This is a genomic window from Methyloprofundus sedimenti (assembly GCF_002072955.1).
Classification (GTDB): Bacteria; Pseudomonadota; Gammaproteobacteria; order Methylococcales; family Methylomonadaceae; genus Methyloprofundus; species Methyloprofundus sedimenti.
The window spans coordinates 1,178,674-1,195,756 of the sequence record NZ_LPUF01000001.1; the positions used below are offsets into that span (position 1 = coordinate 1,178,674).

10 protein-coding genes are annotated in these 17,083 nt (G+C 42.3%); 6 read left to right on the plus strand and 4 right to left on the minus strand.

Annotation, left to right across the window (positions count from 1 at the left end; all coding sequences use genetic code 11):
* The first annotated feature begins 93 nt into the window (after positions 1 to 93).
* Positions 94 to 789 carry a P-loop NTPase family protein gene (locus AU255_RS05225; RefSeq protein ID WP_080521889.1) on the plus strand — a complete coding sequence of 232 codons (696 nt, stop codon included), beginning with the start codon at positions 94 to 96 and terminating at the stop codon, positions 787 to 789.
* Between the two features lie 407 nt (positions 790 to 1,196).
* Positions 1,197 to 2,573, plus strand: a complete 1,377-nt coding sequence (locus tag AU255_RS05230; protein ID WP_080521890.1) for an L-serine ammonia-lyase — start codon at positions 1,197 to 1,199, stop codon at positions 2,571 to 2,573.
* 369 nt (positions 2,574 to 2,942) lie between these two features.
* Here the strand turns inward: AU255_RS05230 and gltA are convergent, their stop codons facing one another.
* Positions 2,943 to 4,241 carry a citrate synthase gene (gene gltA / locus AU255_RS05235; RefSeq protein WP_080521891.1) on the minus strand — a complete coding sequence of 433 codons (1,299 nt, stop codon included), beginning with the start codon at positions 4,239 to 4,241 and terminating at the stop codon, positions 2,943 to 2,945.
* 427 nt (positions 4,242 to 4,668) lie between these two features.
* On the opposite strand from gltA, the gene AU255_RS05240 reads away from it, so the two are divergent.
* The 4 genes from AU255_RS05240 (at position 4,669) to AU255_RS05255 (ending at position 12,597) form a co-directional block, all read left to right on the plus strand.
* Positions 4,669 to 8,079: a transglutaminase family protein gene (locus AU255_RS05240; protein ID WP_080521892.1), complete on the plus strand. Its 3,411-nt coding sequence runs from the start codon at positions 4,669 to 4,671 to the stop codon at positions 8,077 to 8,079.
* A 232-nt stretch (positions 8,080 to 8,311) separates the two neighbouring features.
* Complete coding sequence (locus AU255_RS05245; protein WP_233144557.1) at positions 8,312 to 10,903, plus strand: circularly permuted type 2 ATP-grasp protein; 2,592 nt, start codon at positions 8,312 to 8,314, stop codon at positions 10,901 to 10,903.
* The gene (locus AU255_RS05250; protein WP_080521894.1) at positions 10,900 to 11,781 is read left to right on the plus strand and encodes a transglutaminase family protein; all 882 of its coding nucleotides are present in this window, start codon (positions 10,900 to 10,902) and stop codon (positions 11,779 to 11,781) included. Before AU255_RS05245 ends, AU255_RS05250 begins: the two co-directional genes overlap by 4 nt.
* Before the next feature lie 60 nt (positions 11,782 to 11,841).
* Positions 11,842 to 12,597, plus strand: coding sequence for a peptidase (locus tag AU255_RS05255; RefSeq protein WP_080521895.1), 756 nt, complete (start codon positions 11,842 to 11,844; stop codon positions 12,595 to 12,597).
* Positions 12,598 to 12,842: 245 nt separating this feature from the next.
* Here AU255_RS05255 and AU255_RS05260 read toward each other — a convergent pair whose 3' ends face one another.
* The 3 genes from AU255_RS05260 to AU255_RS05270 form a co-directional block, all read right to left on the minus strand.
* Positions 12,843 to 13,805, minus strand: coding sequence for an alpha-E domain-containing protein (locus tag AU255_RS05260; protein ID WP_080521896.1), 963 nt, complete (start codon positions 13,803 to 13,805; stop codon positions 12,843 to 12,845).
* Positions 13,805 to 15,268, minus strand: coding sequence for a circularly permuted type 2 ATP-grasp protein (locus AU255_RS05265; protein ID WP_080521897.1), 1,464 nt, complete (start codon positions 15,266 to 15,268; stop codon positions 13,805 to 13,807). Before AU255_RS05265 ends, AU255_RS05260 begins: the two co-directional genes overlap by 1 nt.
* 611 nt (positions 15,269 to 15,879) lie before the next feature.
* Positions 15,880 to 16,737, minus strand: coding sequence for an SHOCT domain-containing protein (locus tag AU255_RS05270; RefSeq protein WP_080521898.1), 858 nt, complete (start codon positions 16,735 to 16,737; stop codon positions 15,880 to 15,882).
* Between the last annotated feature and the right edge of the window lie 346 nt (positions 16,738 to 17,083).

The following is a 17,083-nucleotide window of genomic DNA, read 5'->3' on the forward strand; positions in this document are numbered from 1 at the left end:
AACATTCGTTTTCTGCGCTAATTCAAGCCAGATTAAACGCGATGTTACCGCGCAAACAAAAAACTAATTTTTATTTTTACTAAAGGAGAAGCAATGGCTAATATTCATTTTGTAGGTGGAGAAAAAGGGGGGGTTGGTAAATCTGTGGTTGCTAGGGTACTTGCTCAATATATGATTGATCGTGAAATTCCTTTTTGTGCGTTTGATACTGATCGTTCTCATGGTTCTTTATTACGTTTTTATGCTAATTATTCTGTGTCTACGCAGGTAGAAGCCTTTGAAAGTCTTGATGCTATTGTTGAGGCTGCGATAGAAGATAATGATCGACATATTCTGGTTGATCTAGCTGCACAAACATTTCACCCCTTTGTTAAATGGTTTGAAGAGACAGGGGTTGCTGAATTAACAGAGGAGCTTGGGATTACAGTGACTTATTGGAATGTAATGGATTCAGGCAAGGACTCGGTTGACCTTTTAGATCCGTTATTTGCGCAACATGCCCCCAATATGAACTATGTATTAGTCCTTAATGCACTCCGCGGGGATAATTTTGAGATATTTGAAAACTCAGCAGCCAGAAAGCAAGCGCTGGAGTTAGATGCTAAAATTATGCCTTTAAAGCGGTTACACCCACCGCTGATGCAAAAAATTGATGCGACGAGCGCAAGCTTTTGGGCCGCGAAAAACAGTGTTCCTGGTAGTCCGGTCAAATTAGGCCTGCTGGAACGCCATCGTGTAAAAATATGGTTACGTGAAGCTTATCATCAGCTGGATTTGCTGGGCGTTTAATTCTGCATGATAGTCATTAAAACGATTCGCTCACCAGCGTTGAATTCCTGAAAACTCGAAGGCTTTACCACCATGAGCTCAATATGGACTTGTGGTGTGTATAGCTCCGAATAAAGCGGCTATTACTCCTTGTTAAGGACAATTCCATACCTCTAACAAGTTACGACTTAAGCCCGTAAATCTTCAAAAGAATACGTTGAAGGCGGGTTGAATTGCGCTTACTCTTATTGCAATTTTAAGCTAACTTATTATGCTTTGGCTTCAGATAGTATCTGAATAACGTTCTGTGCCTCAGTTGTAAAGACATTGATAATTGGAATGGTACAAGAAGTGCTTGCTATATTATTAATGACGCATGAATGTTGCAGCAGCTTCAATTAATAGTTACAGTGCAGGAGAATTCCAGTATGGCGATTAGTGTATTTGATATTTTTAAAGTTGGCATTGGCCCTTCCAGCTCACATACCGTTGGGCCTATGCGTGCTGCATACACTTTTGCAGAAGCTTTGCAGCAGCAAGAATGTCTGTCAGGCCTGGGATCATTGACTATAGAATTATTTGGCTCTTTGGGCGCTACGGGTAAAGGACATGGTAGCAATAAAGCGGTAATGCTAGGGTTGTTAGGCAAGATGCCGGACTCGATAGATCCAGATAGTATTGACGATAAACTTCAGCGCATCGAGCAATCGGGTGAGATTTATCTTTTAAGTCAATTTCCTGTTAAATTTAATCCGGCTGAACACATAATCTTCCACCGCAAAGCACTGCCTTTTCATGCTAACGGTATGCGTTTTACGGCGAAAGATAGTGATGGTACTCAGTTACTGGTAAAGGATTTTTATTCAGTCGGCGGCGGTTTTATTGTAAGCGAAACCGATACCAGTATTAGCTTTAATAACAATGATGACTGTTTGCCTTACCCTTTTAAAACGGCTGATGAGCTATTAAAGCTGTGTATGCTACATAAATGTTCATTTAGCCATATTATGTTTAATAATGAAAAAGCATGGCTTAGTGAAGGCGAAATCAGGCGTGATTTATTGCATATCTGGGAAGTTATGCGCTCTTGCGTGCAACGTGGGTTAGCCAATGAAGGAATTCTGCCTGGTGGCATGAAGGTAAAGCGTAGAGCAGCCGGTCTATATAAACAACTAATTAATGAAGAACAGGCACAGATATCAAAAGTGCCTATGGGGACGCTGGACTGGGTTAATCTATATGCACTGGCGGTAAGTGAGGAAAACGCAGCGGGAGGGCGTGTAGTAACAGCTCCAACGAATGGTGCTGCAGGCATTATTCCAGCAGTACTGCATTATTACTGGAAGTTTTGTAAAGATGCAAATGAAGAAGGTGTGATCCGGTTTTTATTAACGGCGGGGGCGATAGGTTTTTTGTATAAGGAAAATGCATCTATTTCGGGAGCTGAAGTCGGTTGTCAGGGGGAGGTAGGGGTCGCATGTTCGATGGCAGCAGGAGCCTTGGCAGAAGTCTTGGGAGGCTCTGCTGAACAGGTTGAAAATGCCGCTGAAATTGGCATGGAACATAATTTAGGACTTACTTGTGATCCCGTAGGCGGTTTAGTTCAAGTACCTTGTATCGAACGTAATGCGATGGGGGCCGTTAAGGCGATTAATGCCGCGAGAATTGCCTTACGTGGTGATGGAACACACTTTGTCTCATTGGATAAAGTAATTAAAACGATGCGTGAAACGGGTGCGGATATGCAAACAAAATATAAAGAAACATCACGAGGTGGTTTGGCCGTGAATCTTATTGAGTGTTAGTTTTATACTGTGCAAAATTTTCGGGCTTAGTTTGCAGAATAATTCTCAAAACCGTGAAGCGGAGTATATAGTCACCCAGCGGGTGACAAGTATTTACGATCATTATATTTTATATTCAGTGACTTATAATGTTTTATAGCGGTCAACTACGGTTTCCAGGATAATAGTTGTCAGCAGAATAAAGCTATCAAAGTGGATTATAAACTGACTCGGGAGGTACGCCGTTTCTCCATTGCGTAGAACGTGACATAAAATAACTGCCGTAATCTGAATATTGTAGATTTGGTTGTGTGATGCTCAGCATCACAAACTGCATTCCCATGCTGGAGCATGGGAACGAGAAAACGGTTAAGTTCTTTTGAAATTCAATTATCTAGTCGCAATGGGGGTGACATCACGAATGCCAGCGCCAGTATATAATTGTCTTGGTCGGCCTATTTTTTGTTCCGGGTCGGTAATCATCTCATCCCATTGTGCAATCCAGCCGACGGTTCTGGCCATGGCAAAGATTGCAGTAAACATGTCAGTGGGGATTCCCAGCGCACGTAAGACTATGCCTGAATAAAAATCTACATTAGGATACAATTTCTTTTCAATAAAATACTCATCTTCCAGGGCAATATTTTCCAGTTGCATAGCCAGTTTAAATAGTTTGTCATCATGTAACCCTAATTCATTGAGTACTTCATGACAGGTTTGACGCATTAATACGGCTCTGGGGTCGAAGTTTTTATAGACCCGATGGCCAAATCCCATCAGTTTAAATGGGTCACTCTTATCTTTGGCTTTTGCTATAAAGCGGTCGATATGCGCTACATCACCAATTTCTTCCAGCATGACCAACACGGCCTCATTTGCTCCGCCATGAGCAGAGCCCCACAGGCAGGCTATTCCAGCAGCCACACAGGCATAAGGGTTCGCACCACTGGAACCAGCCAGTCTGACGGTAGACGTTGATGCATTTTGTTCATGATCTGCGTGTAAAATCAGAATTCTATCCAGAGCTCGCGTTAATATAGGGTTTGGGAGGTAGTCATCACAAGGAGTGCCGTGTAACATGCGCATAAAGTTTTCACTGTACCCTAAGCTGTTTTTAGGATACATAAATGGCATGCCAGTCGAGTATTTATGGCACATAGCAACAATCGTTGGCATTTTTGCGATTAGGCGAATAGCGGATAATTTTCTGATTTCTGCATTTTTCACATCCATTGATTCATGATAAAAAGCCGACATTGCCCCAACAACGCCTACAAGAATTGCCATAGGATGAGCATCACGACGGAAGCCGTTAAAAAAATTGGTCATTTGTCCGTGTACCAATGTGTGATGGGTGATTTGGTGGACAAATTCCTGCATTTCCGCGCCATTAGGCAACTCCCCGTTTAATAACAGGTAGCAAGATTCGAGGAAGTCGCATTTTTCTGCAAGTTGCTCTATTGGATAGCCGCGATACAGTAATATGCCTTTATCACCGTCTATAAACGTAATTTTAGAGCTGCAACTGGCGGTAGACGTAAAGCCCGGGTCGTAGGTAAATGTACCCGTTGTTTTATGCAGTGTTCTGATGTCGATTACATCTGGACCCAGGGAGCCTGAGTGGACGGGTAATGAACTGGTGTTTTCACTATTCGATAATGTAATGGTTGCAGTGGCATTTTCGGCCATAATGTCTTCCTTTAGCTAAAGTGTTTAGTGCGTATTATTCATAAAAGCAAATATCAGTCCATGAATGTTTTTAAAAAATGCAAAATACGTAAATTTACTTGCAGAAGCGTTTTGCTGTTTTCTATGGGTAAGGGGAGGGAGCTGTTAACCAGTTCTGTTTGGCTTATGTTTGATGCTAAATCGTTTTATTGGTAACAAGGTATGCAAAAGGTTCAGAAACCTTGATTGATTTTGGACAGGTAAATTCTTTAAAGATTTTATATGGGGTATGCGCAGATGTGGTTCGCAGTTGTTCCATAATGGTGCGATCTGGCATTAATTTTGTTTTATACGATGAATTAATAGTGATTGTGTTTCGGCCTGGAACTTGCTATATCTATATGCAATCGCACAGTAATTAGAAGTTTAAATCGAATAGGGGTAAAACATGTCCATTCGTGTGGCCATTAATCATAAAACAGTTTATAAATTCGACCGTTCCGTGTCGTTATCACCGCATATTTTTCGTTTGCGCCCTGCTGTACATAGCAGAACACCTATTAAAGCCTACAGTTTACGTATTCTGCCTGAAGAGCATTTTATTAACTGGCAGCAGGATCCGTTTGGCAATATTCTGGCGCGAGTGGTTTTTCCTGAGAAGACCAGAGAATTGAGCGTCGAAGTCGAGGTCATTGCGGATATGACTACCATCAATCCGTTTGATTTTTTTGTTGAAAGCTATGCAGAAAACTATCCTTTTAAATACACTGAGCAAGCTCTCAAAGAGCTGGAGCCTTATCTAGAAGTTACTGAAGACGGACCGTTACTAAAGCAATGGCTAAAGGATTTTGATGCCAAGGAACGCACTATCAATGATTTTATGGTCTATGTAAACCAGCAGCTTTATAAGGATATTAAATATAATATTCGTATGGAAGTGGGGGTGCAAACCTGTGAAGAAACACTGACTTCATTAAGTGGTTCATGCCGTGATTCCGCCTGGTTACTGGTGCAAATCTTACGTCATTTAGGTTTGGCGGCGCGTTTTGTTTCTGGCTATTTAGTACAATTAACATCCGATGTTAAATCGCTTGATGGCCCCTCTGGACCAGAAGCAGACTTTACTGATCTGCATGCCTGGGCTGAAGTATATATACCAGGCGCTGGCTGGATTGGTCTTGATCCAACTTCTGGTTTACTCGCTGGCGAAGGACATATTCCTTTAGCGTGTACGCCTGACCCGGCGAGTGCCGCACCTGTGACGGGGGCAACTGATAAATGTGAAATTGAATTTGAATTTAGCAATACGGTCACGCGTATTCACGAAGATCCACGGGTTACAAAACCTTATTCTGAAGAGCAATGGCAAGCCATTAATGCTTTAGGTGAGGACGTTGATCGGCGTTTTATCGAGGATGATGTGCGTCTAACCATGGGTGGCGAACCTACTTTTGTATCTGTTGATGATATGGAAGGTGATGAATGGAATACCGGTGCCGATGGTGTGCATAAACGCAAACTTGCCAATGAATTAACCTTTAAATTAAGTGAAGTGTTTGCTAAAAATCCTTTACTGCATTATGGACAAGGTAAATGGTACCCCGGCGAAGCCTTACCGCGCTGGCAATATGGTATTTTCTGGCGTAAAGATGATGTACCTGTCTGGCAGGATGCTGAGTTATTAGCTGATATTCACAAGGATTATCAGTTTACTGTTGAAAATGCTTTTCAATTTATGCATCGCTTATGCCAGCATTTGCATGTCGCAAAACGTTATATTAAAACCGCGTATGAAGATCCTTTTTACTATTTGTGGCAGGAAGGAAAGGTACCGACAAATATCGATCCGTTAAAAAGTAAGCTGAAAGATACGATTGAACGCCGTACTTTAGCCAAGCTTTTGGATCAACAGCTAGATACGCCAGTAGGATATGCTTTACCGTTGCAATGGGACTGGGATAAAGAGGCCTGGCACAGCGGTCCGTGGGAATTTCGTCGCGATGAAATGTTTTTGATTCCAGGTAATTCGCCTATGGGTATGCGTATGCCATTGGATAGTTTGCCTTGGGTTGCTCCAGATGATCGCGACAATCAGGAACCGCAAAGTTTGTTTCAGCCTTTGCCTGAACTGGGTGATTATTACGGAGCAATTACACGTCGCTATAGCCAGTTGATCGCAAAAAAGAAAGAACATCCTGAAATTATTGAGCAAGATCTAGCTGATGCGGAAGAAAATCTAGTTAAAGTTCCGCATACTGCACTTTCAGTAGAAGCGCGTGAGGGGCGCTTGTATATTTTTATGCCACCATTAACATCACTGGAGCATTACCTGGAAATTATTGCCGCAGTAGAAGCAACGGCGGCAACATTGAAAACACCTGTGGTTATTGAAGGTTATGAGCCACCGAGAGATTTTCGTCTTGAGCGCTTGATGATTACGCCTGATCCCGGTGTGATTGAGGTGAATATTCACCCCTCGAGTAGCTGGAAAGAACTGGTCGATAAAACTAATATTATTTATGAGCAGGCGCATCAAGTAAGATTAGGCGCGGAAAAATTTATGCTCGATGGTCGTCATAGTGGGACAGGCGGTGGTAACCATATTACTTTAGGCGGTGCGACGCCAGCGGATAGTCCCGTTCTTAGACGACCTGATTTATTGCGCAGTTTGATTACCTATTGGCAGCATCATCCAGGATTGTCGTATTTATTTTCCGGTATGTTTATAGGTCCTACCAGCCAGGCACCGCGGGTGGATGAAGGACGTGATGAGAAGCTGTATGAACTAGAAATTGCTTTTCAGCAAATGCCCAAAGGTGAAACTCCGGCACCCTGGTTAGTGGATCGTTTATTACGTCATTTATTAACTGATATTACCGGTAATACCCATCGCTCGGAATTTTGTATTGATAAGCTGTATTCGCCGGACAGTTCTACGGGGCGTCTAGGTATTCTGGAATTACGTGCTTTTGAAATGCCGCCGCATCCGCGTATGGCTTTAGTGCAAACGTTGTTATTGCGTACGCTGATAGCCTGGTTCTGGCATAAACCTTATGAACATAAGTTGATTCGCTGGGGCACGGAGCTGCATGATCGCTTTTTACTACCACATTATGCCGAGCAGGATTTACGTCAGGTAGTCAGTGATTTACAGAGTGATGGTTTTGCATTCAAAATGGAATGGTTAGATCCGTTTTTTGAATTCCGTTTTCCTGTGTATGGTACGCATCAAGTAGAAGGTATTGATCTGGAATTACGCTTTGGTATCGAGCCGTGGCATGTATTGGGTGAAGAAGTAAGCAGTAGTGGTACATCTCGGTATGTTGATTCCTCGGTAGAGCGGTTACAATTTAAAGTCTCGGGCTTTACCGAAGGGCGTTATATTGTCACTTGTAATGGTCGGCGTCTGCCTTTACGCAATACCGGACGTAAAGGCGAGTATGTTGCTGGTGTGCGTTACCGCGCCTGGCAGCCACCGTCTGCATTGCATCCAACCATTAAGCCGCATGTGCCGTTAATATTTGATGTATTTGATAGCTGGAATGGACGTGCTGTTGGCGGCTGTACTTATTATGTTTCGCACCCTGGTGGCCGTAGTTATGATGCTTTTCCGGTTAATAGTTATGAGGCGGAAGGGCGACGTATTACCCGTTTCTGGGATTATGGTCACAGCCCTAGTTCGGAAGGTGCTGAACGTCAGCCGGTAATACAGGGTGGAAGTCATGAAGGGGCAAGCTTTACTACCTTTGGAAACCAGGAGTTTGTTGTTCCGACCAGGGTGCCTGCACCTGAATTACCTAGTGAAGAATATCCATGTACCTTAGATTTGCGTTATGATGAGCGCATTCAAAAGTTTTAGGGATAAAAAAATAATAACTGAATAAATTGGTAGTCTGGGCTGGGATTTTATTGCGCAACAATAAAATCCCAGCCCAACACATATTTTTATAGCACTGAAATAATGACTTCCGTTATCTATTCCTCGCTTGATAAACGACTCAAACCTACAATTTTGCTTCAGATTATTCCGTTTTATTCCTTATCTTAATGGCAGTGCCTTTTAAATAGCTATGATTAACCTGGATCCCGTTGTGCAGAATGACATAACTTCTAGTCTTGCCAGTCAGTATTATGCAACGCAACTGAGTAGTTCTGATGAAATACTGGGTGGCCAAAATAAAGTCCAGCCGCATTGGCGGGACTTTATGTCTGCAATTGAAGCAATGGGCGGAGCTGAGCTAGAACGTCGCCGCAAGGAAAACCAGCGCCTGCTACGTGAAAACGGTGTAACTTATACCGTTTACAGTGATAAAGGTCATCACAACCGTCCCTGGAAGCTTGATTCAGTGCCATTATTAATTGGTTCGGCTGAATGGCTAGTTATCGAGCAAGGCATACAGCAACGGGCTGAGTTACTTAATCTGATTCTTAAGGATCTGTACGGACCACAACAACTGTTGAAAAAAGGCTTAATACCCGCGCAATTGATTTTTGCGCATCAGGGGTTTTTGGCGCCTTGTGTGGGTAGTCTAACGGATGCGACTCGCTTGACTATTTATGCCGCTAATCTGGTGCGTGGTCAAAACGGAAAGATGTGGGTGCTTAACGATCATACTCAGGCACCTTCAGGTATGGGTTATAGCCTGGAAAACAGGAATGTAGTCGGCAGGGTGATGGGTGACCTGTTTCAGGATTCGCAGGTACAACGTTTGGCAGGCTTTTTTACCTCTCTACAAAGCAGTCTGGCGCAATTGGCTCCACACAATAAAGATGATCCGCATATTGTTGTATTGACCCCAGGCCCCTTAAATGAAACTTATTTTGAACATGCTTATCTTGCTTCGCAATTAGGGTTTACATTGGCTCAGGGTGAAGATTTAACCATGCGTGATGGTAAAGTCTGGTTGCGAACATTGGAAGGCTTAAAGGCTGTCGATGTTTTGTTAAGACGTGTTGATGATGGTTTTTGTGATCCATTGGAGCTGAATCCGCGCTCGCAATTGGGAGTTGCTGGTTTATTGCAAGCAGTGCGCTTAGGTAATGTTAGTGTCGCTAATCCTTTGGGTAGCGGAATTTTAGAAAATCCCGGACTTTTGGGCTTCTTACCGAGCTTGTGTCGGCATTTTCTGGGCCAGGAATTGCTACTTCCTTCGACGGCAACATGGTGGTGCGGGCAGAAGAAAGAGCGTGATTTTGTTATTAATAATATATCCAAGCTGACAATTAAACCTATTTCTCGTAGTTCTCATCAGGTTATTGTTGGGGAGCACTTGAGTTCCCAGCAACGTGATGAACTTATTTATAGAATCAAAGAAAAACCCTATCTTTTTATAGGTCAGGAGCAAATTAACTTTTCTACTGCGCCTACATTAATTAATGGCGTCATTGAGCCGCGCAACTGTATATTACGCAGCTTCGCAGTGTCCAGTGATAAGTCTTATCAGGTTATGCCGGGAGGCTTGACTCGAGTCGCTGCAGATAAAGATCAGTTTACGGTATCTAATCAGTTTGGTGCGATTAGCAAAGATACCTGGGTGTTAAGTTCCAGAGAGAGTAGCAAGCAAAGTCAAGATCGAAGTCAAAGTCAAAGTCAAAGTCAAAGTCAAAGTCAAAGCTCCCTGATTAGACACCAGGTGCCTGCCCTTGTTTCTGAGCCACTGGTAAGCAGGGCAGCAGATAATTTATTTTGGGTAGGTCGGCATTTTGAGCGAATTTTTTTCAGTATCCGCTTATTGCACATCGTGCTTAGTGAGCAAATGAACCTGAAGGATGTTAGTGAGCAAAGTAATAGGCATTTTGAGGTTTTATTACATGCAGTCACACATTTGACCGGGACCTACCCTGGATTTATAGCTGCTAATCCTTTGTCTCAGGCTGAACAGCATAAGCAGATGCTTTCTTTATTTAGTGATCAGCAACGCGCTGGCACTATTGCCAGTAATATTGAGGACTTTTTTTATGCTGCATTTAATATCCGCGACTTATGGTCGCAAAATACCTGGCGCTGTATAGATTCGATACGCGACGACTGGCATGCCGAGGCGCACCAGTTAATGTCGTCGCCTGCACAGTTAAGTCGTCCGCTCGATAAACTAAATCTACAAATGGCTGCTTTCAGCGGACTGACATCTGAAAGTATGACCCGAGAAGCAGGGTGGACATTACTGCAACTAGGAAGAAGGCTGGAAAGAGCCCTGGCTTTAATTTCTTTTTTGCGTGCTACTGTTGTACAAAAGCAGTCAGAAACACAGTTATACCCGGTTCTGGAATCGGTGCTGCAGGTGACCGATAGTTTTAGTCTTTATCAGCGCAGATACCGTTCGGTTGTCTGCCTACCGCTGTTACTGGAATTATTGTTAGGAGATAAAAGCCATCCTTATTCTCTGCTGTTTCAATTGCAGCATTTGAAAGATGCTGTTGCAACCTTACCAGGGCAAAATAAAAATCGTTTGAGTATGGAACAGCGCTTAATTCTGAAAGCCTATATTGATATTCAATTATGTGATTTTAATAGCTTACTGAATATTGATGATAACAATGGTATTCACTCAAAGCTGGACAAACTGTTGAAAAATTTGACTGAATCACTTTGGGAATTTTCAGATATGATCGCTCAGCGTTATTTTAATCATGTGCAAGTAAAGCATCAGTTATCTCCAGTAGCGCTGGAGAAGAACTTATGAAATTTACCATTAAGCATACCACTCAATACAGCTATAACCAATCTGTCGATCTATGTCATAGCGAGGCGCGTCTGTTAATGCGAGAATGTTCTAATCAACGCAGCATATCCAGTAACATAAAGATTAGCCCGGCACCTCAGGGTTACCATGAACGACTGGATTATTTTGGCAACAAGGTGGCCTTTTTTTCATTACAACAACCGCATAAGCAGTTAATTGTTACTGCCTTAAGTGAAGTTGAAGTGCTAAATAACAACCTGATAATAAATATGGCCAGTATCAGTTGGGAAGATGTTTTAGCACAGATGAGATATACTCAGGCGCCCTTAACTGAATTGCCGCTGGTGCAAATATATGCTCTGGATTCAGCGCTTGCAGCTGCGAGCATGGAGATTAAAGCCTATGCAGCAGAATCATTTCAGCCTGGCAGGACAATATCCGCTGTTGCTGAAGATTTAACCCAGCGTATTTATCAGGATTTTAGTTATGATCCCACTTTTACTACCATTGCTACGCCCCTGGCGACGGTACTGGAACATAAGCGAGGCGTCTGTCAGGATTTTGCGCATCTGGCTATAGCTTGTTTTCGTTCTTTTGGACTGCCTGCGCGGTATGTCAGTGGTTATATAGAAACAACTCCTCCGCCAGGTGTTGTCAAACTGGCGGGCAGTGATGCTTCACATGCCTGGTTTTCATTTTTTCAACCAGATTACGGCTGGCAGGACTATGATCCAACCAATAATTGTAAAACGGGTGAGCAGCATATTACCTTGGCGTGGGGGCGTGATTATAATGATGTTACACCCTTAAAAGGTTTGGCAATAGGCAGTAGTCAACAGCAGATTTCGGTTGCAGTTGATGTGCATAGACAAATCTGAGTTTGTTCTATTATCCTGCTATAATAGCCGCATTTATTTTTAAGTAAAAAAGAATTAATTATGACTTATTGTATTGCAGCTTCTATTGATGAAGGCCTGGTGTTAGTTTCCGATTCCAGAACTAATGCTGGAATTGATAATGTGAGTACTTATGGCAAAATGCACGCTTTTGATACCAGTGATGATCGTACACTTATATTACTAAGTGCTGGAAATTTGGCTACCACTCAAGCGGTACTGGAACAAGTACATCGAGATAGAGTTAAAGGTGCAGAAATTAATCTAAATACCGTTGACTGTCTTTCCTCTGCAGCCCATTATCTGGGGCAGGTTAGCCTGGAAAAACAGCAACAGCATAAAAATCCAGCAGGACAAAGCGCTTTTGATTCTTCTGCCAGCTTTATTCTGGCTGGACAGATTGGTGAAGATGATCATGGTGCCTATATGATCTATGCTGAAGGAAATAGCATTACCACTTCTACTCATACGCCTTTTTTGCAGATAGGTGAGACCAAATACGGCAAGCCCATTCTGGATAGATTCTTAACTCCGCATACATCCTTAGATGAAGCGGCAATGTGCTGTCTGGTTTCTATGGATTCGACCATTCGCAGTAATGCAGGTGTTGGTGCGCCTATAGAGCTGTTGATTTACCGAAAAGACAGTTTCAGTCTAGGAGAGTATTATTGTTTTCAGGATGATGATCCGTACATGCTTGATTTACGACATAGCTGGGAAGAGCAGTTAAAAGAAGCATTCTCATGCTTGCCTGCGCTAGATAAAAGCGATGCACACCCATTGAAGGCTAAATTGTAAGTTTTCGTTCAGGGTTATATTAACAAAATCAACATATAAATTCTAAAATAACCACAGAGGACAACCGGCGTTTCTTTATCGTGTAACTTTGGTGCTCTTAGTGTCCGCTGTGGTAAAAATGTGAAATTCTGAAGCTCGCTTGCTTAGTCTGTGTTGATGCAAGATAAGTTAGCGCATCACTTTTATTCCTTGTTAAATTGTGCTATTTCGAACTCCAACGCGATCTATAACTACGCATATTACTGTTAACCTGCTTCTGCCGTTTGTGATTGTGTCTGTTCCTGTACTAAAAACCAGTTTTCAGTAATATCATTATGTAAATCACCCAGGCGACTTTGTAAATCATCAAGAATTTTACGTAACTGAAACTGTGTAGCTTTATCGGTATCTATCGTTTGAACATATGTTTGCAATTCGATGACTTTTTTTGGCAGTATGTCGTTATTGGGTAGTAGGTTGATGGCGGTTGCGATATCACTGATACAGCAGGCTATGGAGCGCGGTAATGCGGTATCACGTAGTAGATAATTTAATACGTCATCTCCTTTGACGCGACTCCTGACGTGCTGGCGATACATCAGTAAGGCATTCAGTGTCTGTAAAATATTGCGCCATAAAATACTTTCATAGTGGCGCATTTCATTACTGCGGGATTCTGAAAGCAGTAAGCAAGCCAGTTCCAGAATACGGCTGGTCATGTCTGCACGCTCGATATTACGTCCCAGGCGGATAAAACGGTATGGAGCATTGTGGCTCATATAGCCTGATAATAGACCTGTAAAACGCTGACATCCTTGCATTATTTCATCCAGAAATACGATGCGTCCGCGACGGTTATTAACTGAGTCCAGATGGTTTTTGACGTACAAGTACATTTCATTGACTTGTTCCCAGGATTCGTCTGGTAATAATTCTCGTGTGGTACGCATATTTTCCCGTGCATACACAAGTGACGAATACAGGGAAATGGGATTGCGTTCATCAACCAGCAAAAAATTAGTCACATTGCGTTCATTGGCAACTTTATAATGCTCAAAAAACAATTTTTCACAGCTATTAATACGAATGAGATGTGGCCAACCCATTTCTACACCTTTAGGTAGATCCATTAATAGATTCATATGTACGCTAATCAGGCGCGCAGTGTTTTCGGTGCGTTCCAGATAACGTGCCAGCCAGTAAATACGTTCTGCTGATCGAGATAACATTATTGCGTCTCCTTTACTTCTTCCATATCAATAATCCATGTATCTTTACTGCCACCGCCTTGCGAAGAGTTTACTATTAGTGAGCCTTTCACCATAGCTACTCGAGTTAAGCCGCCAGCCGTTACAAAAGTTTCCTCACCTTGAAGGATAAAAGGACGTAGATCAACATGCCGTGGCTCAAGTACGTCTTTGCATAAGGTTGGAGAGGTGGAAATGCTTAGCGTAGGCTGAGCTATATAATTACGTGGATCTTTCTGGATTAAAACTTTAAATTCTTTAATTTCCTTGGCTGTTGCATGAGGGCCAATGATCATCCCATAACCACCTGATTCATTCGCAGGTTTTACCACCAGTTCTTCGAGATGCTCCAATACATATTCCAGTTGTTCTGGCTCGGAACATAAATAAGTCGGTACATTGGGTAAAATAGGTTCTTCATTCAGATAAAAACGGATCATTTCTGGCACATAGGCATAGACGACTTTGTCATCAGCTACGCCCGCTCCAGGGGCATTAGACAATGCCACATTACCTGCTTTCCAGGCTCGCATTAAGCCTGATACTCCAAGTGTTGATTTTTTATTGAATACTTCCGGGTCAAGAAATTCATCATCAATACGACGGTAGATGACATCCACTTTTTTTAAGCCGTCAATGGTGCGCATATAAACATATTCATCTTCTTCTACGACCAGGTCAGAACCTTCTACCAGTTCTGCGCCCATTTGTTTGGCAAGATAGGCGTGTTCAAAATAAGCAGAATTATAGATGCCAGGTGTTAGCACCACAATCTGCGGAGATGTGCACTGTTCTGGTGCAATAGAGGATAGCATTTCATGCAATTGGGCCGGGTAATCATCAATCGGTAGAATACTGATATTTTCCAATAATTCAGGGAATATACGCTTGGTAATAACACGGTTTTCCAGCATATAGGACACACCGGAAGGGACGCGCAAATTATCTTCTAGCACAAACATGGTGCCGTGTTCATCACGCACCAGGTCACTGCCACAGATGTTGGCCCAAGCATTGTGACGCGGCTTAATGCCAACACATTGGGGACGAAAGTTTTTTGAACTGTTAATGATATCACCTGGAATTTTACCTTCCTTGATAAATAATTGTTGATCATAAACATCAGCGATAAAACAATTAAGCGCTTTTAATCGTTGTTTGAGTCCTTTTTCAATATGATGCCATTCCTTTGCTTCAATAATACGTGGAATAATATCGAATGGCCATGCTCGATCAATATTACCCTCATCACTGTAAACAGTGAAGCTGATGCCCATTTCCAGAATCGCCAGTTCAGCGGCAACTTTGCGTTTTTCTATGCTTTCCTGAGTTAATGAATTCAAGTACTGGCATAGAATATAGCTGCTAGGCCGTGGTTGAAAACCTGAAAGCATTAATTCATCGTAAGTGATATCGGTTTGGTAATTTTCCCAGATTTTTGACATCTTGCTATTATCCTAGGGGTGAGTTCAATATTTTATAATATATAGTAAAAGCATTAAATATGCCAAGCATTTACATTGCTTGAAGGCATTGATTTTCCTAATGCATCTGGAGTCAAAAAGAGCACTGTCGCACCAAAAAGGAGCGTGACAATATATTAAGGAGTGTCTACATATATTAATCATGATATTTCTACGCGAGAACTAGTAGATTGAACAGTTACAACATAATTATAGATGTATAAATTGAATTATGTTGAGAGAGTTTCGTTATATTGCTAAATGAATATTTCACTCTAAAATATAAGCTGAGTGGTAAGTGAGTTAAAGGTTGTTATGGCGCAGAGTTGCTTTCAGTGACTCGATGTCATAGTAGGTCGGTTCGTGGAGTGATGTTGGCGGTGACGATTACAATTTATAATCCGCTCTCGGGGCAGATGCAAAAAATACGTGCTTTATGATCTGGGAAGCAAATCTTTAACCTGCAAATTACGACAGTGGACTAAAAATTCACTTCCCATTGTATTGTATCGATGTTATTTGATGTGCATTTCAAACTCAGGTAGATAGGTAAGCCAGTGATCTGTTAATTGAACAAACTTGTTGCATAAAATTTATAACCTGGATAACAGTTCTGCTTTTTTCGCGCTGTATTCATTATCCGTTAATACTCCTTTTTGTTTCAGATTGGCCAGTTTTTCAAGTGCAGCAAAAATATCCGCTTCCTGGTTTATGTTCTGTGTATTTACTGGATTAGGTTGCACTAAATCTGGCTCGGGTTGCGTGGTAGTATGCTTTTGCACAGGCTCATTATCAATAGAAATAACAGGTAAGGTACTGACATCGACCAAGCCATATTGACTGGTGAAAGTAATAGATCCTCCTACTGACTGTTGCTGAGAAAAGCCTCCAATTTGATGGTCTAAGGTATCATAAAGTGTGACATGCCCATTCGCTTCGATAGCAAGGCGATGTATGGTTGCAAAGTAAGCATAGCGTACGTTATTTTGCGCTCCGGTACTGTTAGGGAATTGCAAGCCTGCAGGCCACCAGTTACCAGAGCTACCTGCTGGCGGGGGGACAAATAAACTGACCGCTCCAACTGGGCCAGAACCATTTTGTTGCTGCTGATTACCGTCATTGTTGTTATTTTGTTGTTGATTGCCCTGGCTTTGTGACTGAAAACTGCCGGTTTGAATAAGGCCGGGCTGATTGGCAATAAGATCAGCCAGTTCCTGACACAGTCCGCCTACACTGTTTTTTAAAGAGTTGTTGAACATGTCTCCGAGCATAATCATCCCGCCGCGCATCCATTGCCCGGAGCCGCCGAATTCTGGATGGTTAAACTGAGCCATAGAGCCGTTGCCGTTGATGACAGATTGCAACATGCTGAATACGGCATCAGGGCTAAAATTATAGCGTTGAGCGATACCGTTAATGATTTGTTGACCTTCAGGAGTAAGCTGATTCATAAGAAAAGTCCGTTAAATTATACATGGTTGAAAGGTAAAGAAAAGATCAGGAGATGTTGGCGCAGCAGCTTCTCGCGTAATAGGGATTTATATTCAGACTCCCAGATACTGCATAGCACTGTTGCCTTTTTTTCAGTGATTTACCCTTGTCAGGCAATCGAATGAAGGGGGAAGCCCCGTGATTCACTAAGCAATCGATACAGTCTCTAATATTGCAGAGTCTAACACGCAAATTATAACAATACACTAGGCTATTTTCGATTTTATTCAAATTGCAGTATTTTATATGCTGAGGGCTAAAAAAAAGTGTCCCGGATTAATAATATTAAGTCGAGGAGTTGCCTTT